General features: G+C 70.2%; 21 protein-coding genes and 2 pseudogenes. 9 read left to right on the forward strand and 14 right to left on the reverse strand.

Annotation, left to right across the window (positions count from 1 at the left end; all coding sequences use genetic code 11):
• Positions 1-14: 14 nt before the first annotated feature.
• Together O3X23_RS21180 and O3X23_RS21185 are read right to left on the reverse strand one after the other, a co-directional pair.
• On the reverse strand, positions 15-365 hold the full coding sequence (locus O3X23_RS21180) for a PRC-barrel domain-containing protein (protein WP_269273033.1): 351 nt from the start codon (positions 363-365) through the stop codon (positions 15-17).
• Positions 366-519: 154 nt separating this feature from the next.
• Positions 520-1,443, reverse strand: a complete 924-nt coding sequence (locus O3X23_RS21185; protein WP_269273034.1) for an aminoglycoside phosphotransferase family protein — start codon at positions 1,441-1,443, stop codon at positions 520-522.
• Positions 1,444-1,643: 200 nt separating this feature from the next.
• Here O3X23_RS21185 and O3X23_RS21190 point away from each other — a divergent pair, with 200 nt between their 5' ends.
• The 5 genes and pseudogenes from O3X23_RS21190 to O3X23_RS21210 all read left to right on the forward strand — a co-directional run bounded on the left by O3X23_RS21190 (position 1,644) and on the right by O3X23_RS21210 (position 7,015).
• Entirely contained in the window at positions 1,644-2,924 is a 1,281-nt protein-coding gene (locus O3X23_RS21190; RefSeq protein ID WP_269273035.1) for a serine/threonine-protein kinase, read from the forward strand.
• A gap of 148 nt (positions 2,925-3,072) precedes the next feature.
• Positions 3,073-3,611 (forward strand): annotated as a pseudogene (locus O3X23_RS21195) (type 1 glutamine amidotransferase domain-containing protein).
• Positions 3,612-3,715: 104 nt separating this feature from the next.
• Positions 3,716-5,523, forward strand: a pseudogene (locus O3X23_RS21200) (thiamine pyrophosphate-requiring protein).
• Positions 5,524-5,631: 108 nt separating this feature from the next.
• Positions 5,632-6,597: an LLM class F420-dependent oxidoreductase gene (locus tag O3X23_RS21205; RefSeq protein WP_269273036.1), complete on the forward strand. Its 966-nt coding sequence runs from the start codon at positions 5,632-5,634 to the stop codon at positions 6,595-6,597.
• Between the two features lie 154 nt (positions 6,598-6,751).
• On the forward strand, positions 6,752-7,015 hold the full coding sequence (locus tag O3X23_RS21210) for a WhiB family transcriptional regulator (protein WP_269273037.1): 264 nt from the start codon (positions 6,752-6,754) through the stop codon (positions 7,013-7,015).
• Between the two features lie 71 nt (positions 7,016-7,086).
• Here the strand turns inward: O3X23_RS21210 and O3X23_RS21215 are convergent, their stop codons facing one another.
• The 8 genes from O3X23_RS21215 to O3X23_RS21250 all read right to left on the reverse strand — a co-directional run bounded on the left by O3X23_RS21215 (position 7,087) and on the right by O3X23_RS21250 (position 17,251).
• Positions 7,087-8,250, reverse strand: a complete 1,164-nt coding sequence (locus tag O3X23_RS21215; protein WP_269273038.1) for an FAD-dependent monooxygenase — start codon at positions 8,248-8,250, stop codon at positions 7,087-7,089.
• A 164-nt stretch (positions 8,251-8,414) separates the two neighbouring features.
• Positions 8,415-9,329, reverse strand: coding sequence for a DUF5829 family protein (locus O3X23_RS21220; protein WP_269273153.1), 915 nt, complete (start codon positions 9,327-9,329; stop codon positions 8,415-8,417).
• A 123-nt stretch (positions 9,330-9,452) separates the two neighbouring features.
• Positions 9,453-12,269 (reverse strand): DUF5682 family protein, encoded by a 2,817-nt coding sequence (locus O3X23_RS21225; protein ID WP_269273039.1) that lies wholly within the window; start codon positions 12,267-12,269, stop codon positions 9,453-9,455.
• Positions 12,266-13,378, reverse strand: a complete 1,113-nt coding sequence (locus O3X23_RS21230) for an ATP-binding protein (RefSeq protein WP_269273040.1) — start codon at positions 13,376-13,378, stop codon at positions 12,266-12,268. Before O3X23_RS21230 ends, O3X23_RS21225 begins: the two co-directional genes overlap by 4 nt.
• 12 nt (positions 13,379-13,390) lie before the next feature.
• Entirely contained in the window at positions 13,391-14,851 is a 1,461-nt protein-coding gene (locus O3X23_RS21235) for a VWA domain-containing protein (RefSeq protein WP_269273041.1), read from the reverse strand.
• Positions 14,848-16,236, reverse strand: a complete 1,389-nt coding sequence (locus O3X23_RS21240; RefSeq protein ID WP_269273042.1) for a hypothetical protein — start codon at positions 16,234-16,236, stop codon at positions 14,848-14,850. Before O3X23_RS21240 ends, O3X23_RS21235 begins: the two co-directional genes overlap by 4 nt.
• Positions 16,236-16,739 carry a hypothetical protein gene (locus O3X23_RS21245; protein WP_269273043.1) on the reverse strand — a complete coding sequence of 168 codons (504 nt, stop codon included), beginning with the start codon at positions 16,737-16,739 and terminating at the stop codon, positions 16,236-16,238. The genes O3X23_RS21240 and O3X23_RS21245 overlap by 1 nt, the downstream gene beginning before the upstream one ends.
• A 188-nt stretch (positions 16,740-16,927) precedes the next feature.
• Complete coding sequence (locus tag O3X23_RS21250) at positions 16,928-17,251, reverse strand: putative quinol monooxygenase (protein WP_269273044.1); 324 nt, start codon at positions 17,249-17,251, stop codon at positions 16,928-16,930.
• Between the two features lie 198 nt (positions 17,252-17,449).
• Between O3X23_RS21250 and O3X23_RS21255 the strand changes: the two genes are divergently transcribed.
• Together O3X23_RS21255 and O3X23_RS21260 are read left to right on the forward strand one after the other, a co-directional pair.
• Positions 17,450-17,854 carry a DUF4190 domain-containing protein gene (locus O3X23_RS21255; RefSeq protein WP_269273045.1) on the forward strand — a complete coding sequence of 135 codons (405 nt, stop codon included), beginning with the start codon at positions 17,450-17,452 and terminating at the stop codon, positions 17,852-17,854.
• 99 nt (positions 17,855-17,953) lie between these two features.
• Complete coding sequence (locus O3X23_RS21260) at positions 17,954-18,238, forward strand: hypothetical protein (protein WP_269273046.1); 285 nt, start codon at positions 17,954-17,956, stop codon at positions 18,236-18,238.
• Positions 18,239-18,287: 49 nt separating this feature from the next.
• On the opposite strand, the gene O3X23_RS21265 is transcribed toward O3X23_RS21260, so the two are convergent.
• Positions 18,288-19,058, reverse strand: coding sequence for a DUF4232 domain-containing protein (locus O3X23_RS21265; protein WP_331283927.1), 771 nt, complete (start codon positions 19,056-19,058; stop codon positions 18,288-18,290).
• Between the two features lie 419 nt (positions 19,059-19,477).
• On the opposite strand from O3X23_RS21265, the gene pip reads away from it, so the two are divergent.
• A complete protein-coding gene (pip, locus tag O3X23_RS21270) occupies positions 19,478-20,452 on the forward strand; it encodes a prolyl aminopeptidase (RefSeq protein ID WP_269273048.1) in 975 nt (324 codons plus the stop codon).
• A gap of 33 nt (positions 20,453-20,485) precedes the next feature.
• Here pip and O3X23_RS21275 read toward each other — a convergent pair whose 3' ends face one another.
• The 3 genes from O3X23_RS21275 to O3X23_RS21285 are packed head-to-tail and all read right to left on the reverse strand — an operon-like array spanning position 20,486 to position 23,621.
• Positions 20,486-21,721 carry a cytochrome P450 family protein gene (locus tag O3X23_RS21275; protein ID WP_269273049.1) on the reverse strand — a complete coding sequence of 412 codons (1,236 nt, stop codon included), beginning with the start codon at positions 21,719-21,721 and terminating at the stop codon, positions 20,486-20,488.
• A 26-nt stretch (positions 21,722-21,747) separates the two neighbouring features.
• Positions 21,748-22,434 carry a response regulator gene (locus O3X23_RS21280; protein ID WP_269273050.1) on the reverse strand — a complete coding sequence of 229 codons (687 nt, stop codon included), beginning with the start codon at positions 22,432-22,434 and terminating at the stop codon, positions 21,748-21,750.
• Entirely contained in the window at positions 22,431-23,621 is a 1,191-nt protein-coding gene (locus O3X23_RS21285; protein ID WP_269273051.1) for a sensor histidine kinase, read from the reverse strand. The genes O3X23_RS21280 and O3X23_RS21285 overlap by 4 nt, the downstream gene beginning before the upstream one ends.
• Before the next feature lie 270 nt (positions 23,622-23,891).
• Between O3X23_RS21285 and O3X23_RS21290 the strand changes: the two genes are divergently transcribed.
• Positions 23,892-26,105 (forward strand): MMPL family transporter, encoded by a 2,214-nt coding sequence (locus tag O3X23_RS21290; RefSeq protein WP_269273052.1) that lies wholly within the window; start codon positions 23,892-23,894, stop codon positions 26,103-26,105.
• The last annotated feature ends 34 nt before the right edge of the window (positions 26,106-26,139 follow it).

Below are 26,139 nucleotides of genomic sequence, written 5' to 3' on the forward strand. Positions count from 1 at the left end.
CGGCGGAACATCCCTCAGGGGCGCTGGGGCCCGTAGTACACCTCGACCTGCTCGTGGTAGCCCGAGTCGCCGGTGTGCTTGTCCTTGTCGAACTCCGGAGCGTTCTTGATCTCGTCCTTGTCGCGGGCGACGTAGATCTTCCGCTCCGCGACATCGATGGCCTGAATCGTCCCGGCCGGCAGGAGAACGTGCTTGCCGAAGATCCACACTCCGGTGTCCACAACGATGTAAGCGGCGCTGACGTCGTCGGAGTGCTTGTCGACCTTGCCGATGCTTCCGTTGGTCGCCTCGACCGTGAACCCGGTCAGGTCCGTGCCGGCCTGGTGACCCGCCGTTGCCAGGTATCCCCACATGCTGTCAGTCACAAAGAACCCTTCCGTCGTCGCGCGGTGGCGCGAGGGCCCTTCCGAACAGTTCGGTGGGCCGTGCTCGAACAGCGCCTGCCCTGTGGTCCGACAGCCCACACGCATCCGATGTGCGGTGGGTCGACGTGGTCGCCGCCACGTACCGCTGATGGGATCAGACCGTGCCGAACCAGGATTCGGCCAAGGAGTCCAGCGTCTCCTCGGGCGGTGCCGGCAGCTCTCGCAAGTACCAGGGCAGGTTGCTGTAGACGTGCAGGAGTGTGTACGCCATCAGTTCGCGGGGCGGGAACGTACGACCGTAGGCAGCGGCGATCCGGCCGAGGAGCCGCGGATCGCCGCGGGAGACGAACAGGCCGACGGCGACGAATTCGTAGGCGCGGTCGCCGAGCATGGCGGGCTCGAAGTCGAAGAGACCGCTCAGCGTCCACCGGCCGGGATCCACCAGCAAGTGCTCCCGCATGAATTCGGTGTGCAGCAGCACCCGCTCCGGTTCGCCGGCCAACGGGATCGAGTCGAGGAAGTCCGGTATCTGCTCCGCCCAGAGCTCGGGCAGTTTGCGCTCGCGCTGGCGCGCCACCGTCGTCGCCCGTTGCCCCGCGAGAAACGCACTCCAGCTGTGCGGCCCGAGCACACCGCGCAAGGGCCCGGCATCGAGCGCGTGCAGAGCCGCGAGCGCGGCGCCGACCTCACTCGCCAGGCGGTCCCGGTCGGCCCCTGGCGCACGGGGCCAGATCCCGGCCAACCCCTGGCCGGGAAGTTGTGTCATCAGAACGTAGCGCCACCCGTTCTCGTACTCGCCGTCGGCGTGGACCTCCGGGGTGGCCACGGGCAGTTTGCCCCGCAGGTGCCGCAGTACGTGCGCCTCCGTGCGGCCGTCGTCGGCGGAGAGGGCGGGATACAGCTTGAGCACGTGCCGGTCACCGACCGCGTAGACGGGAACCGAGCCCTCGGGATAGCGCCGCAGGGACCGCCCGGCCAGGCCCAGCCGGGCGGCCAGATGCTCAACGCCGGGCCGCAGGATCGCTTCGTCACCGACGACGACATCCCACTCCTCCTGGGTGCGCACCGGGGGCAGCATGGAGCGAAGCCTACTGAGGCCGTGATCGTCCGCGCGATTGCTTTTTCCCGGCCCGGAGGGAAGGCCGGGGGAAAAGTGATCAGACGATGGCGGAACCGTCCGCCCCGGATCACACTGATCTCGCACATCCCGCTGTCCGCATACGCCTTCACGGTCCGGGTAGACGACGGGCCACTGCAGGAAGCAGCCAGGGAGATCGCATGACCGCCCACCCCAGCCGGACCCCGCGTCCCGGCCCCCGTGCCGGCGAGATCGTCGGCGGCCGCTACCGCCTGGACGAACTGCTGGGCGCCGGCGGGACCGCGGATGTCTTCCAGGGCACCGATCTGCAACTGCCGCGCGAGGTCGCGATCAAGGTGTTCCGACCCGGAGCCACGGCGGCGACTGCGGACGGCTTCTGCAAGGAGGCGCTGCTGCTGGGACGGCTCGCGCACCCCGCTCTCGTCCCGGTCTACGACATGGGGCGGGACGAGGGCGGCGCCTACGTGGTGATGCACCTGATCAAGGGCGTCACCTTGCGCGACCGCTTAGCCGACGGCCCTCTCAGCGGCGAGCGCGTGGCACGTCTGGGCGTCCGCCTGGCCTCCGCACTGGCGCATGTGCACGCCGCGGGCATCATCCACCACGACGTGAAACCCTCCAACATCCTGATCGGCCCCGACGACGCCCCCTATCTGGCGGACTTCGGACTGTCCCGTCTCGTCGACGAACCCACGCGGGCCGAGCCGGGCACGGTCGTCGGCACCATCCCCTATATCTCCCCCGAGCAGGTTCTCGGCAAGCGCTCCGGGCCCGCCAGTGACATCTACGGCCTGGGCCTGGTGCTGCTCGAAGCCCTCAAGGGGGAACGGGAGTACCAGGGCTGTCCTCCCGAGGTGGGAACCGCCCGCCTGCTGCGGCCTCCGGAGATAACCCGGTGTGTGCCCGCACCGCTGGCATCCGTCATCGAAGCGATGACCCACAACGATCCCGACGCCCGGCCCGACGCCACGGGATGTGCCCGGCTCCTCGAGGACGCCGCCGCCTCGGGCCTCCCCGGTACGGCGGGCGAAGCAGCCACCCTGCCGGTGGGCGCGACCGCCGTCGGCGGCGCCCACTTCGACTCCGATCACACCGCTTCTCCCCCGCAGTCAGCAGGACTCGCGCCCCGGCGACGGCGCGTTCTGGTCGCGGCGATGACCGCCGGTGTTCTCCTGGGTGCAGCGGGAGCCACCCTGGCTGCCCTTGACGACCGGCCCGCCTCCCCCGACGCCGCTGTCCAGCACCCGCCTCCCAGTAGCAGTGCTCCCGCCCTGCCGTCGACGCCACCGTCGCACGGCGCGGCCGGTGCCCCGGCCCCCGCAGCTGCACCGGCGCAGGCCACGCGGGAGGCGCCGGCTTCCCAGCAGGCGGAAGCCTCCGCCGATGCGACCGGGAACGGGCACGGGAAGGGCAAGACCAAGGGGAAGGCCCACGGCAAGGGCGGCAAACCCTCCGACTAGCGCCGCCGCCGGCGCCTCGGCATCCTCCGATCCGTCCGGGCGATCCATCCGGGCCAGCGGGACGCCGACCTGGTTTTGACCCAGCACGCTCGGGCAGGCGTGCCAACGAAAAGGTTGTACAAATCGGTAGAAATGGATGTGAGAGCAGATGAAGGTCGCCTTCCTCGTGGCTCCTGAGGGCATCGAACAGGTCGAGCTGACCGAGCCGTGGCAGGCCGTCACCGCCGCTGGTGCCACCGCCCGGCTGATCTCCACCCGGAGCGGGCAGGTCCAGGCGTTCAACCACCTCGACAAGGCCGACACCTTCCCCGTCGACGAGGCCGTCGCGGACGCCTCGGTCGACGACTACGACGGACTGGTGCTGCCCGGCGGGGTCGCCAACCCGGACGCGCTGCGACTGGACGAGGGAGCCGTGCGGTTCGTCAAGGCGTTCTTCGACGCGGGCAAGTCGGTCGCCGCGATCTGCCACGCCCCGTGGACGCTGATCGAGGCAGGAGTCGTGGAAGGCGCACCCTCACCTCCTGGCCGAGCCTGCGCACCGACCTCACCAACGCGGGCGCCACCTGGGTCGACGAGCAGGTCAAGGTGTGCACCGGCGGTCCCAACACCCTGGTCACCAGCCGCAAGCCGGACGACCTCAAGGCCTTCAACGAGACGTTCCTGTCGGTGTTCGCCGGAACGGAGTGAGGGGGCGGCACCCCGGGGGTTTGCCTCCGGCCGCGCGGGTTACGCGAGCACCCTCATGATCCGCCGCACGTCGAAGGCCGCCGAAGGCCGATAGGAGCCGCTCCATGAGCGCAACGGTTTCGGACCACCTGCTCGCCCGGCTGCGGGAGTGGGGTGTCGAGCAGGTCTTCGCCTATCCGGGTGACGGCATCAACGGCCTGCTCGCGGCCTGGGGCAGGGCGGACGACAACCCGCGGTTCATCCAGGCGCGGCACGAGGAGATGGCCGCCTTCCAGGCCGTCGGCTACGCGAAGTTCTCCGGCAAGGTCGGGGTCTGCTGCGCCACGTCGGGGCCCGGCGCGATCCACCTGCTCAACGGCCTGTACGACGCCAAACTCGACCACGTCCCCGTGGTGGCCATCGTCGGCCAGACCCATCGCAGCGCCATGGGCGGCTCCTATCAGCAGGAAGTCGACTTGCATTCCCTGTTCAAGGACGTGGCCTCCGACTTCCTCGAGACGGTCACCGTCCCCGAACAGCTCCCCAACGTCCTGGACCGGGCGATCCGCACCGCCTACGCGCGCCGGGCGCCCACCGCCGTCATCATCCCGGCCGATGTGCAGGAACTGGAGTACGCGGCGCCGACCCACGATTTCAAGATGGTGCCCTCCAGTCTCGGGGTGAGCGAATGGTCCGCGATTCCCGCCGCCGGAGCCCTCGAGAAAGCCGCGGACGTGCTCAACGCCGGGGAAAAGGTGGCGATCCTGATCGGGCAGGGCGCGGCCGGCGCCCGTGCCGAGGTCGAGCAGATCGCGGACGTGCTGGGCGCCGGTGTGGCCAAGGCCCTGCTCGGCAAGGACGCGCTGTCGGACGAACTCCCCCACGTCACCGGCGCGATCGGGCTGCTCGGCACCCGCCCGTCGTACGAACTCATGCGGGACTGCGACACGCTGCTGACCATCGGCTCCAACTTCCCGTACTCGCAGTTCCTGCCGGAGTTCGGTGCCGCGCGGGCCGTGCAGATCGACATCGACCCGCACATGATCGGGCTCCGCTACCCGTACGAGGTCAATCTCGTCGGCGACGCGCGCCACACCCTGGAGCGGCTGCTGCCGATGCTGCGGCGCAAGGAGTCGCGCGGCTGGCAGGACCAGGTGCGGTCGAACGTGGAGCGGTGGCACGGCGTCATGGAGCGCCGCGCCGCGGTCTCCGCAGACCCCATCAACCCCGAGTACGTGGCCCGCGCACTGGACCCTCTGCTGCCGGACAACGCCATCATCACCTGCGACTCCGGCTCGGTCGCCAACTGGTACGCCCGCCACCTGCGGATGCGCGGAACCATGCGCGCCTCGCTGTCCGGCACCCTGGCGACCATGGGCTGCGGCGTGCCGTACGCGATCGGCGCGAAGTTCGCGCACCCGGACCGGCCGGTGATCGCGCTGGTCGGTGACGGTGCGATGCAGATGAACGGCATGGCGGAACTGATCACCGCGGCGAAGTACCGCGACGAGTGGCAGGACCCGCGCCTGGTCATCGCCGTGTGGAACAACCAGGACCTCAATCAGGTGAGCTGGGAGATGCGGGCCATGGGCGGCGCCCCGCAGTTCCTGCCCTCCCAGTCCCTGCCGGACGTGCCCTACGCGGAATTCGCCACGTCCCTCGGCCTGACCGGGATCCGGGTGGAGAGGCCGGAGGATGTCACCGCCGCCTGGGACGCCGCTCTGACCGCCCCTGGTCCCGCGGTGGTGGAGTTCCGTACGGATCCCGCCGTGCCGCCGATCCCGCCGCACGCCACCTGGGAGCAGATGGAGGCGACGGCCGCCGCCGTCCTCAGGGGGACAGCGATCGCGCCGGCATGATCAAGCAAGGAGTCAAGGCGAAGATCCAGGAGTTCCTCCCCGGCAACCGCAAGAAGGCGGGCGAACCCGAATGACCGCGTCGGCGGACCGTACGCGGACGCGCAGGAGGACGACCAGGGGTCGAACGGGTGACGGAACCCGGCAGGCGTTAGCCGGCGGCTACGGCGGGAACCCGGAACCGCATGGTGAAAATCGGCTACACGATGATGACCGAGCAGGCCGGTCCGGTCGCGCTCGTCGAGCACGTCGTCCGGGCGGAGGAGGTGGGTTTTGACTTCTCCGTCATCTCGGACCACTACTCCCCGTGGCTCGACTCGCAGGGGCACGCCCCGTACGCATGGAGCGTGCTGGGAGCGGCAGCCCAGGCCACCTCGCGCATCCCGCTGATGACGTATGTGACCTGTCCGACGATGCGTTACCACCCCGCGGTGATCGCCCAGAAGGCCGCGACGATGCAGCTGCTGTCGCGGGGCCGGTTCCGGCTCGGTCTCGGATCGGGCGAGAACCTGAACGAGCACGTCGTCGGCGGCGGCTGGCCGACCGCCGGTGTGCGGCAGGAAATGCTCGCCGAAGCCGTGGGCATCATCCGCGCCCTGTTCACCGGCGAGTACGTCAACCACCACGGCACGCACTTCGACGTCGAGGGCGCCAAACTGTGGGACCTCCCCGACCGGCCGCCGCCCATCGGCATCGCCGTGTCGGGCTCCCGGTCGTGCGCCCTCGCGGGCGATCTCGCCGACCTGGTGATCGCCACCGAACCCGAGGCGGAGCTGCTGGAGGCCTTCGACCGCAGCGGGGGGACGGGCAAGCCGCGGGTGGGCCAGCTCCCCGTCTGCTACGACCCCGACCGCGACGCGGCGATCGCCCGCGCCCACGACCAGTTCCGCTGGTTCGGGGGCGGCTGGAAGGTCAACGCCGACCTGCCGGGCACCAGCGGATTCGCGGGAGCCACCCAGTTCGTCCGACCCGACGACGTCGCGGGAGCCATCCCGTGCGGGGACGACGTGTCGGCGTTCGTCGAGGCGGTTCGCCCCTATGCGGAGGCCGGCTTCACCGAGGTCGCCCTGGTCCAGATCGGGGGCGAACAGCAGCTGCCGTTCCTGGAATGGGCCGAGAGCACGCTGCTGCCGGCGCTGCGGGAGCTGTGATGCGGTGTCCTGGGCATCCGGATTTCCGGATGCCCAGGTATCCGGCTCCGCCACCCCGTATGGATCACGGAACTTCGGGCACGCGTGACTACACGGCATTGAGCGGGCCCGATCGGCGAGCCCGCCGCCCGCGACACGCATCGGAGGAATTCCCTTGAACTGGCGACACCGTGCGGCCTGTCGTGACGAGGACCCCGAACTGTTCTTTCCCGTCGGCAGCACCGGCCCGTCCCTTCTGCAGATCCAGCAGGCGAAGGCGGTCTGCCACGGCTGCCCTGTGCGCGAGGCCTGTCTGAGCTGGGCCCTGGAGGCCGGTCAGGACGCTGGCGTCTGGGGCGGTATGAGCGAGGACGAGCGGCGTGCGGCCAAGCGCCGGGCGGCCCGGGGCCGCGCCGCCGCCGGCAGAACCACGACCTGACCGCCGCGGCGCCCGTCCTCCGGCGCGCCCGCCGACTCGTCGGTGATCGACGCCCGGGCCGGCGGCTCCGATCAGTAGTCCTTCAGCACGAGACCGTTGACCGCCTGGCCGATGTCCTGGACCTCGGTGTCGGCGACGGCCTCCCCCTGAGCGGCGCCGGTCTCGGCCGCCATGCGGGCCTTGTTGGTGAGGGCGAGCCGCTGGTTGTCCGCCACATAACCGCGCAGAGCATCCTGATAGGCGGGGTAGGCGATCCGGTGGTCGCCACCGGCGGCCTTCAACTCGCCCGCCAGCACGTACGCGCCGACCATGGCCATGCTGGTGCCCTGCCCGGACAGGGGCGAGCCGCAGTAACCGGCGTCGCCGATCAGGGCCACCCGCCCGCGCCACCACTGCTCCAGGTGGATCTGGCTCATCGAGTCGAAGTGGAAGTCCGGCGCGTCCCACATGTACTGCAGGGCCCGGGGAAACTCCCATCCGACGTCGACCAGACGGTCGTGGACCAGCTTCTTCTGCGCCTCGATGTCGCGGAAGTCGTAGTCGACCGGCTCGGGCGTCTCGAATCCCACGAAGACCCGGATCTCGGTGTTGCCGCGGGCGGTCATGATCGCGCCGCCTGCGGCGCCGCCCTGGTACCAGACCTGCCAGCGGTCCAGCTCCAGGTAGTTGGGGGCGGTGAAGACCGACAGGTAGGTGCCGAGGTGGGTGATGCAGTCTGCCTCCGGGCCGAAGGCCAGCCGCCGCGTGTTGGAGTGCAGCCCGTCGGCGCCCACCACCAGGTCGAAGGTGCGCGCAGGCCCGTTCTCAAAGCTGACATGGAGGCCCTGCGCATCCTCGGAGAGCGCGGCAATGGAGTCGTCGAAGAGGTACTCGACGCGGTCGGCGGTGCTCCGGAACAGCACCTGGCACAGGTCGTCGCGGAGGATCTCGACGTCCGCAGTGCCGAAGTCGCCACCGCTGATGGTGCCTTCGGTACTGCGGTAGAGCTCCTTTCCGGTGGCGTCGACCACCGACATGCCGCGCATGTCGGTGGCCGACGCGCGCAGTTCGTCCAGCACGCCCATCCGCTCGGCAACGTCCAGCGCCGGGCCGCGCACGTCGACGGCCTGTCCGCCGGGGCGGAAGGCAGGGGCGCGTTCGACGACGGTCACCTCGAAGCCGTACTCGGCCAGCCAGTACGCGAGGGCCGGCCCACCGATGCTGGCACCGGAGATGAGGACCGTGTTGTTCTGCATCGTGTGCTCCCTTGCAGGTGCCGCACGGGCCGTCCCCGTGCGCTGCCAAGAGAGTCCCGGAGGCCGCGCACCGCGCGCTGACCGCTCACTGACCACGGCCTACGGGCACGGCCTCGACCGACCCGCCGCCGGCCACCGATCCGATGCGATCCGCCGCGATCCCGTTACCGGGCGGTGTTGAAGGTCCACACCGCGCGGGTTCCCGGCCCGACGGTGAGGGTCGAGTGGCCGATCCGTTCCTCGTGCCGGAACAGGACGGGGCGGTTGAGCGACATCTCGACCTGCCGCAGGCCCACCTGATCGCGGGCCACGGCGTCGAGTCGGATCGTGGTGCCGCCGCCCTGGGCGACGACGCCACCGCCCGTAACGGGGTGCACGCGGAACCCGCCGGCCTTCAGCAGCGGAACCGTGGCGGCCAGGTCGCGCTGGGTGACCGCGAGACGGATGGTGGTCACATCACGCATCAGGTGATCGCGGTAGTCGTCGGACAGGTAGCGTTCCCGGCCGACGTCACCGGGGTAGCGCGCCGGCTCGGTCTTGCCGCGGGGGTCGGCGAAGTACTCCGGACGGTATTCCATCCCCCAAGCACCGAAGGTGTCGTACTGCTCGGTGGTGAACACGGCGTCGAACCACGGCACCGGGACCCCGTCGCCGAAGTCACGCGTCTGGCCGAACTCGACCGGGTTCGGGGTTCCCTGCTCCTTCAAGCGCTTGATCACCGCCGCCAGGTCGCCCGCCCGCTCGACCGAGACTCCCATCCCGGCGGAGCCGAACCCGGAGTCCTGACCGGGCAGGTCGCCGACCCCGAACAGCTCGAGATAGGTCTGGCGGCCCATCAGATAGCGTCCGGTCCAGATCTGTCCGCCGGCGCCCGTCGTGGTGCGCACCTGGAAGTTGGCGAAGTTCCGCAGGTAGTCCGAGTGCTCGATGGCATCGGCCGTCTCCCGGTCGAGGACGCCGTACGCGTGGTTGTAGAAGAGCAACTGCCGCTCGGACGGAGGTCGGCTGTCCCCCGCCCACGCGGTACCCACACCCCCCTGGACCAACCCGGTGAGAACCACGACGAGGACCATGACCATGCGCAGCGTTCGGCGAAGGAGCATATGGATGATCGTAGAACGCACAGGAGCGCGGTGGTTGTCGGTTCCAGCAATCCCCGAGCGCGTTCGCGACGCCCCGGCGCGGGCCGCGCCGACCCGTGCTCAGGGGCGTTGTGCGCCGGACAGCACCACCTCCAGTACCCCGGCGGTCTCCGGATGGAGACCGACCAGTGCCGCGCCCGACAGCTCCGGACCGGCGCTCCCCCACGCCTCGTCGCATCCCAGGAGGCTCGCCACCGCGTTGCACGTCGCGGGGTGCGCGGCGAGCAGGGTGCAACCGCGGTTCGCGTCCGTGCGGCGCGCCGGCAGCGCCGCTTCCGCTCCTTGCTCCGCCCGCCACGGCGGCACCCACGCGTCCAACGCCGCCAGCCGTCCGGGGAAGACCCTTCCGGCCTCGCGGATCAGCAGGGGTGCCAGTTCGGCGCCGCCTGCTCGCAGGGTGGTGATCAAGGTCGGCAGCCAGGGCAGGAGCACCGGGTCCGGCAACCGGCCGAACGCGTTCGACACGGCCTCCACGACGAAGTCGGTGAGGCCCGGTACGGGCTCCAACGCGTGCACGAAGCCACTGAGGTACCGCGGATACGCGGGCACCACCATGGGGTTGCCCAGCAGTTCGTCGCACCTCGCCCGAAGGTCCGCGCGACTCAGGTGCCCGAGCTGTACCTGGGCCGCCCACAGCAGTGCCGTCCTGGACGGATCCCGGGGATGTGACTGGGCGACCGCCAGCTCCAGCTGGGTCCTGTCACAGCCCAGGGACAGTGCCAGACTCTCCATGCTGAACAGGAACCCCAGCATCGCCGCCACCTGACGGACCGTGGCATCGTCGTCGGTGAACACCGTCGGCAGCAGGGTGCAGTAGTGCGCGTATCCGGTCTTGACGAAGGACTCGATCCACGGCGGCAGGACCGGCTCACTGGTGCGGTAGTACGCCAGCAGCCGCCTCACCCGGCGCAGGACCTCCGGTGCGCCGTCCGCGGTGCGTTCGGCCGACAGCAGCTCCAGGGCGCGAGTGCCCAGCTCGTCGGCGATCCGGCGGCTCCGCAGGTACAAGGTCGCGTCCTCGACCGCCTCCAGGACGGTCGCCGCGGTGGCCTGCGGACCGTACGCCGTCCGGCGCAGACGCTGCTCCAGGACCTGTTCGATGCTGACGCCCTCGTAGCCGAGTTCGATGAGCGCCCGCTGGTGGGTGCCCAGCGCCACGTCCCAGGACTCCTGGATCGGCCGTTCCCCCAGCTTCCGCTCACCCATGATCGGCCGCGCGGCACCGTGCGGCATCAGGTAGCGCAGCATCCACAGCAGGTCGGAGCACCGCTCCAGCTCCGGCTGGGAGACGACGTCCAGCAGGGCCCGTTGCACCCCGCGCTGCTGCAGCTTGAGGTTCAAGGGCGCGAGCCGATCGTGCACGTCGCGGGCCAGCGGGGGCAGCGCGTCGTAGCCGACCTGGCCGATCCGGTCGCCGCCCATCATGATCTCCACGAGGCGGCGGACATCCCGTCGGCCGGGCACGGAGTCCTTCTCGATGCAGGTGACGGCCGCGTCCTGGAAGTCGTACGGCGTGGGCCGGGTCCGGTCGCGCATTCCGGCGAGGAGGATCGACGTCTCGAACACCGCGATGGCGTCGGCGGTGGAGGCGAGATAGCCGTTGCGGCGTGCGGCGCGCACGATCTCCACCGACCAGCCGAGCAGTTCCGCCTCGTCCAGCCGGTCCAGGACGGGCGGCTGCCGCAGAAATCCGGTGAGCTTGTCCGAGGGAGGGACCGCCGCCGCGGGGGCCCCGGCCGCGGGCTTCTTCGCCTTCGAGGGCGTACCCACCTGTCCGGTCAGGCGGTACGGCTGCACGCGGGTGCGTTTGAGGTTCTTCGCCCAGACCGTCGAGGCGATCGACACCGAGCCGGCGGCCAGGCCGAACTGGGCCTCGATCGCCGCGTGGCTGGACGGGATCAGGCCGTGCAGCCACTTGGTGGCGGTGCGCGGGCTGATCTCGAAGGTGTCGGTGCCGTGGACGCCGAACTCCGCGACGCGGCTGGCCGCGTGGAAGGCGCCGCAGACGTAGAGGCAGTCGGCGGGGTCGGCGCCGGTCGCGGCCAGGTGCTCGCGCATCCTGGTCCACATGAAGCGCTCGCGGTCCTCGTCCACGCGCACCCGGTCGGCGTCGCCCGGCGCGAGCCGCCGGAAGAGGCTGCCGATCAGGAGCATGACCTGACGGTAGGTGTCGTGGTCGCTGTCACCGAGGGGCAGTTCGACGTACTGGTGCCACCACTCGGACCAGTGCCGTACCCGGCCGTGGCGCAGCAGATGTTCCTCCAGTTCGGCGAAGCGGGGCCGCAGGTCGCCGATCTCGACGCCCACGGCGTCGCCGTGCAGTACGGCTTCCTCCTCGGCGGGCGGCGCGTCCGCCGCTCCTGGAGCAGTGTCCGTCGCGCCCGGGTGGGTCCCGCGCGTGTCCCACTGGAAGACGTGGTCGGAGGAACGGTCGACGAGGACCAGTTCGACGCCCGGTGTGTCCAGTGCGTAGGCGATCGCCTGGTACTCGGCCGAGGCCTCGGTGATCGGTGCGACCACGGACAGCGGGGACCAGTCGGCCGGGAAGCCGTCGACCTCGGTCGCGAACGACTGGACCGCCACCGGGAGCCTGCAGTTGCGCAGTTCGGTCAGCAGCGGCGCCATGTCCTCGCACAGTTCCAGGTACACGACCTTCGGCTGCTTCTCGCGCAGGCGGCGGGCCATCGCGATGGCCGAGGCAGGTGAGTGGTGACAGACGGGGAAGATCTCCAGCGGCTCGCGGACGGCGCGGTCGACGTCGTCGACGATGCCGAGGAGGATGCCCTCGAGCGCGCCGGGTCCGTCGGCGAGCGCCGCGGCCGTCTCCCGCAGCTGCGTGCGCAGTCCCTCGAACGTTCCCTCGTGCGCGCCGCTCATGACAGGGTGGCGATCGCGTCGCGGCCGCCCTCCAGGAACTCCGGCCAGGAGCCGCCCTCTTCCTTGCTGCGCGGTTCGACCACACCGTGCAGGTACTTGTTGAGGATCGCCAGGTCCTCGGGCTCCCGCCGGGCCAGCGAACCGACGAGCGAGGAGGCCAGCGTGTGGGCGGTCAGGGCCCGCTCGCCGAAGAAGTTGCTGTGCAGGATCGCGTCCTCGAGCACACCGATCTGTTCGGCGGTCGACAACGCGGACTCCAGCTTCTCGTCGTCGCTGCCGGCCGCGGCCGCGGAGGCACGCAGGTCGGCGAAGCTCTGCAGCAGCACGTCCAGCAGCGTCGGCGGCACGTCCAGCTCGAGCTGGTGGCGTTGCAGCAGCTCCTCGGTGCGGAACCGGACGATCTCCGCCTCGCTCTTCCGGTTCGTCATCACCGGGATCCGGACGAAGTTGAAGCGGCGTTTGAGCGCGGAGGACAGGTCGTTGACACCGCGGTCGCGGCTGTTGGCGGTGGCGATGATCGAGAAGCCGGGCTTGGCGAAGACGATGTTGTCGCTGTCGAGTTCGGGAACCGAGATGTACTTCTCCGACAGGATCGAGATCAGCGCGTCCTGGACATCACTGGTGGAACGCGTGAGTTCCTCGAAGCGGCCGATCGCGCCCGTTTCCATCGCGGTCATGATCGGTGAGGGGATCATCGACTGCCGTGACTGGCCCTTGGCGATGACCATGGACACGTTCCACGAGTACTTGATGTGGTCCTCGGTGGTGCCGGCCGTACCCTGCACCACCAGCGTGGAGTTCCGGCATATGGCGGTGGACAGCAGTTCGGCCAGCCAGCTCTTGCCGGTGCCGGGGTCGCCGATGAGCAGCAGCCCGCGGTCGGAGGCCAGCGTGACGATGGAGCGCTCGACGAAGCTGCGGTCGCCGAACCACTTCTGCGTGATCTCCCGGTCCAGGTTGTCGGAGCGCTCGGAGCCCAGGATGAACAGGCGGACCATCTTCGGGGACAGCCGCCAGGAGAAAGGCTTCGGGTTGTCGTCGACGGACTCCAGCCAGTCCAGCTCCTCGGCATACTTGATCTCGGCGGGGGCGCGCAACAGGTCGGACATGTGAGGGCCTTTCTAAGCGAGGAACGTCTTGAGTTCGTGGACGAGCTTGCGGATGTGGCCGGAGACCACCGGGGTACCGAGGGCTTTGAAGCGCTCCCGGAACCAGGGGTTGACCTCCTGGCGGCCGGAACTGGTCACCGAACCGACCGGGATGAACTTCACGCCCGAACGGTGCACCGCCTCGATGCCCTCGAACAGCGGCTGGGAGCGGCCGAACTCGTAGAAGTCGGAGATCCACACCATCACGGTGTTCCGCGGTTCCGTGATCTTCGGACGGGCCATGGCCATCGCGACGGGGCCGTCGTTGCCGCCCCCGAGGTTGGTGCGGAGCAGCGTTTCGAACGGGTCGTGCACCCACGGAGTGAGATCGATGGCCCGCGTGTCGTACGCGATCAGATGCACGTCCACCTTCGGCAGCCCCGCGAAGATCGACGCCAGGATGGTGCAGTTCACCATCGAGTCGAGCATCGAACCCGACTGGTCCACGACCACGATCAGCCGCTGGGGTGTCGTCCTGCGGGCGGTGTGCCGGTAGAAGAGGCGGTCGACGTACAGCCGCTCGTCCTCCGGGCTCCAGTTGGTGAGGTTCTTCCAGATCGTGCGGTCGAGGTCGAGGTTGCGAAAGACCCGCTTGGGCGGGACCGAGCGGTCCAGGGCACCGACCGTGGCCTTCTCCACCTGGGTGCGCAGCACCTCGGCTACCTCGTCCACGAAGCGGCGGATCAGCGACTTGGCGTTGGCCAGGGCCACGCCCGACAGGTTGTTCTTGTCGCGCAGCAGCTGTTCGATCAGCGACATGCTCGGCGTCAGCTGCGCGGCCAGCTTGGGGTCGGCCAGCACTTCCCGCAGATGCATCCGCTTGACGAGGTCGGCCTCGATGGCGCCGAGTTCCGGGCCGATCGCCGGAATCAACCGGCTGAGATCGGGGGTCGGGCCGGAGCCGGCAACCGTCGGGCCGGCTCCCCGTCCCGCCGCCTTCGCACCGGCGCGCCCGCCGCGCAGCTCGCCGGGCCGGCAGCCGAGCGCACGCTCCAGCCAGCCCGCGTCGGACTGCCAGCGTGTCAGCTGCCCCGCGGTGACGGTGCCGGAGCCGGAGGCGAAGACGTTGAGCAGCACCTTGGAGACCAGCGCCGCACGCCGCACCTCGGCGGCGCGGTCGCGTGCTCCCTCGGCGTCCGGCTCGGGGGCCATCAGACCATCGAACTCGGAGGCCAGCTCCGGGTGGCGCTGCACGACCGAATCGATGGAGGCCTGCGGATCCAGCAACGCGGACGGCAGACCGATGTCCTCGACGACCGCCAGGCTCGCCGATTCCAGCGTGGCCTGCTCCTCACCGTCGAAAAGGCGGGCGAGAAGCCGCCAGTACAGGACCTGCCGGCGGTTGTCATCGGCATCGGCCCCGGAGTGGTGCGGGTTCGGGTGCTCGGTCGCCGGTCCGCTGCCGGCAGTCGGTCCGGTCGGGTGCTCCGTCATTTGCGCAGCAACCTTCCGGCCCGCTCCCGCAGCACGGCGACGGCGTCGGTGGCGGCCTTCTCGGCCTTGACGCCGGTCTTGTCGGTCGTTCCTCCGGCCCAGCCCCCGGCGTGGACCGCGACGGCCTTCTTCCGCACGGTCGCCTCGACCGCCAGGGGCTGCACGCGATACGTCCCGGCGTCCCAGCGCAGCAGTCCGATGCAGGCGCCGGACGCCGCCACGGCGTCAGGGGTGAGTGGTCCGGCGGCAGGGATACGGTCGGTGTCGACGGTGAGGGGATGTCCGGCCACGGTGAACGTCAGCGCGTCGTCGTCGCGTTGAACGGTGTATCCCTCCAGGAACACGGGGACGGCGATGCGCGCCGGGTGCCGGTCCATCGGCGCGGTCGCCGGGTCGGTGGCGGTGGGCAGGGCGACGCGGGCCGTGGCGAAGGCGTCGGCGGGCCCGGACGGGCGGGCGTGCTCGTCGTCCCAGATGAGGTCCCCCTCGGCGGTGACCGGCATGTCGGTGAGGTCCATGGACCGGCCGTCGCTGACCGCTGCCAGGAGGGACATGTGCGGACGGAGCAGTTGCCACAGGCCGGCTCCGAGGACCGTGTCGGGCTTCGGAGCCGACACGCCGGCCCGCAGCAGGCGCGGCGCAGTGCCGTCCGCCGGCTCGAACACCGCGTGCACCTGCGCCTGGACGGCGGTCGCGTGCTCCTGCACGTCGATGCCGAGGGGCAGGAGGCGGCCGGTGGCCGTCCCGGTCACCTGCGGCTCTGCCACGCCCGGCAGCGTCAGCAGCATCGCGCGCGCCCACAGGTCGCCCCAGCGGCGTGCCGGGACGCGTTCCAGCGCTGAGCCCGGGCAGGACGCGGCGAGTTCGGCGGCGAAGCCGTCGAGGAGCGTGGCCGGACGGCGCAGCGCCGGGTCGGGAAGCATCGCCGAGACGACGTGCGCCGCTCCGGAGACCAGGTCGTGGTCGATGCCCTGCCACCCGGCGCGGGCCAGGTCGGACAGCCAGGAGCGGGCGGCGGCGAGGAGGTTCGGTGCCGGCCGGCCGTCGGGCACCGGGACGGTCCCCTCTTCGCGGGGTCGTCCGCACACCTCCGCGACGCGGGCGGTCAGTGCGTCATGGACGGAGCCGAGCAGTGCCGTACGGGCGGCGGCCAGGGCCACGAGGTGGTCCTCGCTCGCGGATCCGGCCGCCGTCTTCTCGGCCGCCTCGGCGACCCTGCCGGCCAGCGGCGTCCCCGCGACGGCGTCGGCGAGCGCCGTCAGACCGGCGGCCTGGGCCGGTTGGGGACGGAGCAGACCGGCGATGAGAACCCGGTCGAAGGCGTCGACGGCCGTCAGGGCCTCGTCGAGCCCGGCGATGTCCTCGCCGAGCAGGTCGGCGCGCATCACGCCACCTGCCGGGTCGGCGGGAACCACTGCATCTCCGGCAGCGGCGCGGTGGTCGGGGTGAGTTCCAGATAGGCCAGGTGGCGCAGGAACCGGCTGAAGACGGGCGCCGCGGCCTTGGTGTCACTTTGCGGCGGACGTACGGCGGTCATCGCGGCGATGACGGTCGCCGCGCTCAGCTCTCCGTCCGCGGTCTCGACCCGCAGGTAGCGGGCGACGCGCGGGGCGCCGTACTGCAGCACCGCCTCGTTGATCAGCGCCTGGATGTGGTTGCAGAACGAGCCGCGGGCGCCTCCGCACGGCCGGTTGTTGTTGGTGCTGCAAGCGAACGCGTAAGTGCCGGCCGCGACCGACGAGACGTAGACCCGCTCGATGTCCGATCCGCTGGACACGACCCCCTGCAGACGTCCGTCGGCCAACTCGACGAACGGCACCTTCGCGAGCTTGCGCGGCCGCGAGGGCGCCGTCACCCGCGCCGTGCTCGACCTCTCCCAATCCGACAACGCACCGTCTCCTATGCACCAGAAGGCCCTCCGCGCCACACCGGCGGGATGCGTCTGAACATAGTGGCGATCACTGACAACGCTGATCGCGGAGGCGGCGGGCCCCAAGTGCGGGAGGGAGCGGCGGCGTTCACGGCGGCGCGCAGGCGCGGGCTCCCCTCAGCCGATCGAGGTCGCTCGGTCGAGGGTCAGTCGATCGAGAGCTCCCCCATCGCGCTCCAGCCGTCCGCGTCTTCGATCGTGGTGCTCACGATGTCGGGGGTACGGCGCAACAGGGGTCGCATCCGCTCCAGTGCCGCCCGGAAGTGGTCGGAGTTCACATGTGCTGCGCCAGCGTCGTTCTGGAACGCCTCGACCAGGACGTACGTGTCGGGCTCCTCGATACTGCGGGACCACTCGAACCACAGGTTGCCGGGTTCCGCGCGGGTGGCGGTGGTGAAGGCGTCGACATACGTCAGCCACTCGTCCGCGTACTCGGACTTCACCGGAAACTTGACGACAATAAAGATCATTCGCTGATTCTAGGCCCTTGCGAACATCTCGTGCCGGGACACGCCTTCGCGAATTGTGCCGGTCCATCTCGGATACGGCGAGCGCCCACCTGCTTTCAGCAGATCATGCCACAACTCAACCGGCTGACAAGGGCGTTGTGTGAAGGCGAGGAGCCGGGGAAGGCGCATTCCATCAGCCTATCGAAGGAGGCGCCGACGATGGCCGCCACACATGACTCCCGGACCGCCGCCGCCTACGGTCAGCCCGCCGGCGGTCCGGCCCGTAATGGCTTCGGAATTGCCGCTCTCGTCCTGGGTATCTTGTCCGTTCTCATGTTCTGGCTGTGGTTCGCAGCCATTCCGATGGCGGTCATCGCCATTGTTCTCGGCATTCTGGGCCGGCGCCGCGCCAATCGCGGCGAGGCCACGAACAAGGGCATGGCCACCGCGGGCACCGTGCTGGGTGCGGTCTCGATCGTACTGCTCGCCGTTCTCATGGCCGCCGGCGTGGCCATCCTGAACTCCGACAGCGGCAAGGACCTGCAGTCGTGCCTGGACAAGGCCCAGACACAGTCACAGAAGCAGCAGTGCCAGCAGGACTTCTCCGACGACCTCAGTAACTGACGACCGATCCGGCACGAGGGTCGGCTCCCCGGTGTGCCCGGGGAACCGGCCCTTCCCGGCGTATCGATGGGACGGAACGGCCCGGAAAAGGTGTCGCTCATGCTCTGGATGAACCGGTACGCGCACCGGGACGGCACCGTGACCCGGCGCTACTGGCGCCGCAAGGAGGGGACCGGCAACGGCGCGTTCCTCCTGCTGCTGGCCATCGTGGCCTTCGCGATGCTCCACCACAACGCGGCAAGCTCCGCGAGCCAACCGGGAACGACGCCCCGGCCGCGGTCGACAGCGGTGTACCCGGTCGACTCCCCCGCCGGCCGCACGGTGCCCAATGTGCGGCCGGAACCCAGCGTCTCCTATCCCATCCCCTGGGATCGGAAGAAATGACCGCCCGGATCCGCCGCGACCATCCGAAGCGCTCGCGCTCCCCCGTGCGTCACGGTCCCGTGGGGAGAACGGTCGAGGAGGACGGCGCCGCGGACGGCCTGCCGGGGACCGGCCCGTTCCTCTCGTCCTTCTTCCAGGGGCCGACCCCGAGCTTCCCCGTCGTGCCGAGGTCGAGCTCGGGAATCACCGTCACCGGTGCGGCACCGGGCTTGGCCCACACCCTGACGTAGGGGGCGTTCACCGAATCCCCGACGCCGAGCTCCACGGTGTTGCGCCAGATCAGACTGCTGTAGGCGCTCTCGCCCGGCTGCAGGACCAGCGGCTGGGGCACGCCGTCGGCTCCGGAACTCGTGGTGATGGCGCTGCCGCCGTGAAGGACCTTCACACTGCCCACGGGTTGGTGGTCCTCATCGGCGATCTGCAGCTGCGGGTAGCCGTTGAGCCGATAGGTCTGTGTGCCGCAGTTGCGCAGATGGAGCCCGACGGCGCGCAGTCCCATGGCGGCGTCGCCCCGGTCGACGTAGATACTCACTCCCGATGGTGGACAGGACGCTCCCGCCGGGGACATCTCATCGACGGGGACGCTCCTGACCTTGCTGATCCGCAGGCCCGACCTGCCGCCGCCATCGCTGCTTCCCCCGCTATTGCCGCCGCCTTTGCCGCTGCTGCCACCGTCGCCGAGCATCGCTGAGGTGGAAAAGTCGACGACGAAGACGCGCTTCACGGTCCGCCCCGGCCCAAGGGCCGCGACCGTCTGCTCCGCGACCGTCGATCCCGTGGCGGAACCCGACCGCACATCAAAAGCGATCGTGTACGTCATAGCCACGGTTCCGTGATTGGTGACACCGAACTCGACGCACGCGGGGTGACCTTCGCGGAATCCCGTGATCCTGACTCCACCCTTCTCCAGGCCGGAAGGGTAGCCGGGCAGCGCCAGATCCGTGGGCTCGGCCCACGCCCCGGAGGTCCGCGCCCCGCAGGAGGACGTGCTGGACGCGTCCGCGGCATCGGACGCCCCCGCCCGTGGAGAGCCATCGTTCGGTGACGTACCCCTCTGCGAACCACAAGCCGTGAGCACGAGGGCGCCGGCGACGGCGACGGGAAGAGTCAGGGAGATGCTGCGCATACGCCGAGTCGATCAGGCCGCACCCCCGCCGGCCATGACGGGAGTCACAACAGCGGTAACAGGACTGGCACAAAGATAGGGTGTGCGGCTTGTCCCTGTTCGGGTGAGCTCGTATGAAAGGCAGTCAGCCCATGGCGCCCTACCCGCCGATCGAACCCTACGACCACGGCCTGCTCACCACCGACGACGGAAACCTTGTCCACTGGGAGGTCTGCGGCAACCCCGACGGCAAACCGGCCCTGGTCGTCCACGGCGGTCCCGGTTCGGGGAGTTCGACCGGCCGCCGCAGCTCCTTCGACCCGGAGCGGTACCGCATTATCCTCTTCGACCAGCGCGGATGCGGCCGAAGCACACCTCACGCCAGTGATCCGGCCGCCGACATGAACCTCAACACCACCGAGCACCTCCTGGCCGACATGGAGCGGTTGCGCGAGCACCTCGGTATCGAGCGGTGGCTGCTGTTCGGCAGCTCGTGGGGGTCCACGCTCAGCCTCGCGTACGCCGAACGGCACCCGGAACGGGTCTCGGAGATCGTCCTCGTCGCCGTCACCACGTCACGCCGTACCGAGATCGACTGGCTCTACCGCGGCGCGGGCCGCTTCTTCCCCGAGGCCTTCGAGCGATTTCGCGACGGGGTGGCCGCAGCGGACCGGGACGGCGACCTCGTCGGAGCGTACGCGCGCCTCATGAACCACCCCGACCTGGACGTACGCGCCAAAGCCGCGGTCGAGTGGTGCGCCTGGGAGGACGCGGTGCTGTCCGCGGAGCCGCAGGGCGCGGCCAACCCCTACGGCGACAGGCCGCCCCTGGCCATGCTGGCCTTCGTGCGGATCTGCGCCCACTACTTCGCTCACGGGGCCTGGTTGGACGACGGCCAGTTGATCCGCGACTCGGGACGCCTGGCCGGTATCCCCGGGGTCCTGATTCACGGCCGCCTCGACATGAGCGGACCGCCGGACACCGCGTGGGAACTCAGCCGTGCCTGGCCCGGCGCGGAGCTGAAGGTCATCGACGACTCCGGCCACAAGGGCAGCGCCACGATGAGCGCGGCCGTGTACGAGGCGTTCGAGCGGTTCGCGCCACGATGAGCCCCGCCGGCCTGGCCGCCCCGGCGAAGCCGCTCAGTAGTGCACCGGGAGGGAGAGCAAACCGCGGGCACGCATCGAGGGCCGCCGCCGCAATGTGTCCGGCGGGACGTCAAGGGCGAGGCGGGGGAAGCGGTCGAGCAGGGCGATGAGAGCGATCTCGGTCTCCAGCCGTGCCAGGGGCGCGCCGAGGCAGTAGTGGATGCCGTGTCCGAGGGCCAGGTGGCCGGTGGCATCGCGGGCGATGTCGACGTGGTCGGGATCGGTGAACTGGCCGGGATCGCGGTTGGCGGCGGCCAGGGACAGCAGGACCGTCTCCCCGGCCGGGATCGTGACACCGCCGATCGTGATGTCCTCCCGGGGGAAGCGACGGATCGCCAGCGGCGCGGGTCCGTCGTACCGGGCGAGTTCCGCGACCGCGGCACCCATCCGGCTCGGGTCCGCGCGTAGCGCCTCGAGTTGCTCGGGGGCGGTGAGCAGGGCCAACGTGGCGTTGCCGATGAGGTGGATGGTGTTCTCGTATCCGGCGAACAGGATGAGGAAGACCAGGGACATCAGCTCGTCCTCACTGAGCCGGTCCTCGCCCTCCTCGCCCGGGTGGTCCTGGCGGTGGTTCTCGTCCCGGGCGGCGATCATCGCGGAGAGCAGGTCATCCGCCGGATGCTTCCGCTTGTCGGCGATCAGGTGGGTGAAGTACCCCAGCATGTTCCCGATCGCCTCCCGCGCGCCGGAGGGGCGGGCGGGGTCCGGAGTGATGAGGGCGTCGGTCCAGGACCGGAAGTCCTGACGGTCCGCGGAGGCCACCCCGAGCAGGTCGCAGATGACCGTGATCGGCAGCGGGGCCGCGTAGCCGGCGATCAGATCGGCGCGGCCGTGCGGGGCGAGGGCGTCGAGCAGGTCGTCGGCGATCCGCCGGATCGGAGCGCGCAGTTCCTCGATACGGCGGGGCGTGAAGGCCTGCGAGACCAGACGCCGGATACGGGTGTGGTCCGGCGGGTCCATGTTCAGCAGGTTCGCGTCCAACGCGGGCGGCAGAGCGAGCCCTTGGTAGCCGCCGGGGCGTGCGTTGCGCTTGTCCAGAGCGAGCCGCGGATCGGCCAATGCGCGGCGCACATCGGCGTAGCGGGTGATCAGCCATGCCGGCAGTCCGTCCGTTCCGGTGATCCGGTGGACGGGGCCGGCCTCGCGCAGCCGCGCGTACACGGTGTGCGGATCGTCGATCAGCTCGGCGGGGTCAAAGGCCGGTGCGGCGCCGGATGTTGAGGTGGTCATGGCCTCACCCTAGGTTCACCGTGAGCTCACCCGCGCTCCTGCCGGCCGGCCTCCACCAGGCCCGTCTCGTAGGCGGCGATCACTGCTTGGGCTCGGTCGCGGACGCTGAGTTTGTCGAAGATGCTGGTGATGTAGTTCTTGACGGTGGAGACCGTGATGTCCAGTGCGCGGGCGATCTCGGCGTTGTCGAGGCCGGTGGCGATCAGGCGCCACACCTCGACCTCGCGGGGTGTGAGGTCGCTGAGAGCAAGGGGAGGGCGTTGTGGACGCTGTGGGGCTCTGACGTAAGTGGAGATGAGCCGGGTGAGCAGTCGGGGCGCGACGGTGGCCTCCCCCGCGTGGACGATGTGGATCGCCGCGACGAGTTCCTCCGGGGAGATGTCCTTGGGCAGGAATCCGTAAGCGCCGGCGCGGAGCGCGCCGACGACGTACTCGTCCATGTCGAAGGTGCTCAGGGCCAGCACACGGCACTCGGGGAGCGTGCCGGCGAGCTGCTGGGTCGCCTGGACGCCGTCGAGGACGGGCATGCGGATGTCCATCACGACGACGTCCGGCCGGAACCGGTGGGCGAGGGCGACGGCCTGTTCGCCGTTCTCGGCCTCGGCCACCACCTCGAACGCCGGATTGGGTGCGAGGATCAGTGCCAGGCCGCGCCGTACCAGCGGCTGGTCGTCGGCGATCAGCACCCTGATCTTCGGCGGAACGCCGCTCATCGGAGGAGTTCCGCCCGGTCGGCCGGTCCCAGGGGCAGGCTGGCCGCCACCCGGAATCCGCCGCCGTCGAGTCCGCCGGTCTCCAGGGTGCCGCCCTGCAGGGCGACGCGTTCCCGCATGCCGATCAGACCGTAGCCGGTCCGGGCGGCCGCTGCCGACTCCAGCGCCCCCACGGGCACCAGCGCGCCCGCGCCGTCGTCCAGGACCTCGACGTCGATCCGGTCGGGGAGGTACGTCAGCTGCACCGATGCGCGGGCCCGGCCGGCATGTTTGCGGGCGTTGGTGAGCGCTTCCTGCACGACCCGGAACACGGTGAGTCCGACGGTCGGCGGCAGTTCCCGCTCCTGGCCGCAGACGCGGAACTCGGTGGGCAGACCCGCCAGCCGGGACTCGGTGACGATGCGGTCGATGTCGCCGGCTCCTGGCTGGGGAGCGTGTGGCGCGAGCTCCGGTTCGTCGCCGGCGCGCAGCACGTCGAGCAGCTGGCGCATCTCCCCCAGGGCCATCCGCCCGGAGGACTCCAGGATGAGCAGCGCGTCCCGTGCGGCGTCGGGGTTGCCCGCGAGGTTGGCCCGTGCTCCGCCGGCCATGAGCTGCATGGTGGTGATGTGGTGGGCCACGATGTCGTGCAGTTCCCGGGCGATGCGGCGGCGTTCGTCGGCCACCGCACGGTCGGCCAGCAACCTGCGGGTCGCCGCGACCTCCTGCTGCCAGCGCTTGACCACAATCGCCGTGATGACGACGATCAGGACGGCCAGGACGTTGGCGAAGACGTCCGTCCTCGATATGGTGCGCCCGGAACTCTGGCTCAGCAGTGTCAGGGCCACCGTCGCGAGGGACACCGCCGCCGTCACCGCGGCGGAGTCGACCCGGGCAGCCGAGTACAGACCGACCGTGATGACCGCGCCGAAGTGGCTCGACTGCGCCGAGGCCAGGTTCAACGCCGATGTGAGCGCCAGTACGGCGATGAAGGCCGGCACCGGGTGGCTACGGCGGGCCAGCAGCGGCAGGGCCGACAGGACGACGAGGATGACTCCGAAGGCCGTGACGGAACCGCCGTCGGTCTGGCTGCCGAGCATGTAACCGACAAGGTCCACGACCGCGGCACCGACGGTCAGGAGCCCGTCGTTGCGCGTCCACGGCAGCGCACCGGACGTCAGTGGCGCGGTGTACCGGCGCGTTCGCACAGTCCCTCTCCCTCCTCTCGGCCCTCCGGGTCCACCCGGGCGCGGCCCGACCACTTGCCGTGATCCATTCTCGCATCGGGCCCGCGCCTGGACAGTGTCCCTACGGCTGATCTTCGACCAGGACCACGGTCCTGGTCGGGGGCCCTTGCCGGACCTCGGGCCCCCGACGCTGTTCATCCTGTGCTCGGACGCCCTCCACAGCCCCCGCGTGATGGTCTGGAAACCGGCCGGGAGCCCCCGGTAACGCAGTCCAATCGCCGGAGGACAACAGTGATCCGCGCCCTGACCGGATACTCCACCAGAAACCCGTGGAAGGTCATCGCCGTCTGGGCGGTGCTGGGAATCGTTATGACCGCTGTGAGTTCCGCGTTGATCTATCGCGTCACGCAGAACCAGACCGGGGATTTCCTGCCCAAGACCTACGACTCGGCCGCCGCGCTGGAAATCGCCGAGGACCGGTTCGGCGTGAAACCCGACGCCAATACGGTCACCGTGCTGGTCGCCCGACCCGATGGCAAGGCCCTGACCGCCGCGGACCGGCGGCGGATCGGCGCCGAGGCCGAGAAGCTGGGCCGACACCGGGTCACCATGCCCGAGCCCGACGACGGCGGACCGTCCTTCCTGCTCAAGGACTACTCGCAGACACCGCGGGTCGCTCCGGCCATGACGGCGCCCGACCTGAGTTTCGAGCTGCTCTCCGCGGAACTGGTCGGAAACGCCTCGGATCCCGGAATGCAGGACCTCTACCGCGCCTTCCGGGATGCCGCCCGCGCGCAGTTCACCGACGCGGGAATGCGCACCGGATTCACCGGCGGTCTGGCCGACACCGTGGACACCACCGCCGCCGGGGAGACCGCCTCGAAGATCACGTCGATGCTCGTCATCGGGCTGATCGTGCTGCTCAACGTGCTGGTGTTCCGCAGCGTTCTCGCGGCCCTGCTCCCCCTCCTGGCGGTCGTCTTCATCGGCGGTGTGGCGTCGGGCGCCGTGGTCGGCGCCGCGATGCTCACCGGCATCAAACTCGACCCGGGCACCCCCTCCCTGATCAGCGTGGTCCTGCTCGGCATCGGCACCGACTACCTGCTGTTCCTGCTGTTCCGCTTCCGCGAGCGACTGCGGGCGCAGCCGGAGCAGCATGCCCGTACGGTGGCCGGTGAGGTGTCGGGCCGGGTGGGTAACGCGATCACCTCGGCGGCGCTGACGATCGTCGCCGCCTTCGCCACCCTCGGCATCGCGTCCTTCGGGCAGTTCCGCGTGCTGGGTCCGGCCATCGCCGTCTCGGTCCTGGTCATGCTGCTGGGCAGTCTCACCTTGATGCCGGCCATGCTGGCGGCTGCCGGGCGCAAGATGTTCTGGCCCTCGCGGGCCCTCAAGCGCGAGCCCCGCGCGGGCTCTGCCGGCCGCTTGGGTGACCTCGTCGCACGACGGCCGCTGATGATGCTCGTCGCCTCGGTCGCCCTGCTGGGCGCGCTGGCCGCCGGACTGGTCGGGATCCGTATGGACTACGCCGTGAGTTCGGGAGGCCCGCGCACGGCGGCCGCGACGACCGCCACCGAGATCTCTCAAGCCCTGCCGGCCGGTGTGTCGGACCCGACGAGTGTCTTCGTGACCGCCAAGGACGGCGGCACCCTGGCCGCGGACCGGCTCGACGGTTTGTCCCGGGCGCTCACCCAGGTCAAGGGGGTGGGCCAGGTCGGCAGAACCACCTTGAACGATGATCATCGTGCGGCACGGATCGACCTCTATCTGACAGCGGATCCGCAGACCCAGCAGGCCCGGGATCTGGTATCCGGGCCGCTGCGGGACGCGGTCGCCGCCCACACTCCCGCCGGTACGACCGCACACGTGGGCGGAACGGCAGCGATATTCGCCGACATATCGACCGCTGTCGACCACGATCTGAAGATCGTCTTCCCCGTCGCGGCCGTGCTGATCTCCTTGATTCTGCTCGTCCTGCTGCGGAGCCTGCTCGCGCCGATGATCCTCATGCTCTCCGTCGGTCTCGGTTTCGCTGCCACCCTCGGCGCCTCCACGCTGCTGTTCCAGCACCTGCTGGACAAGCCGGGCGTCAACTTCACCCTTCCCCTCGTGCTGTTCCTGTTCGTCGTCGCCCTCGGCACCGACTACAACATCCTGATCAGTGACCGCATACGGGAGGAGATGGAGCGGCCGGGACCGGCCCGGGCGGCCGTGGCCCGCGCCGTACGACACACCACCCCGGCCATCGCGACCGCGGGCCTGGTCCTGGCCGGCTCCTTCGCCAGTCTCGCCGCCACACCGGCCAGCCGGCAGGTCGGTTTCGCAACAGCTCTGGGCATCATGCTCTCCGCGTTCGTCCTGTCGATCGTGCTGGTGCCCGCGCTGGCCGCGCTGCTCGGCCGGAGCATCTGGTGGCCGATCCGCCCTGGCCGGCACACCGGCCGTTCCCCGCAGCACCGTGCGGACATGCCGACGCAGGAGCGTGACCGGGTGTCGTCCTACTGACCCGCCCGTCGTGTCCCCGCACACCGGCGGGGAC

It is taken from the genome of Streptomyces sp. H39-S7 (assembly GCF_027158205.1).
GTDB lineage: Bacteria > Actinomycetota > Actinomycetes > Streptomycetales > Streptomycetaceae > Actinacidiphila.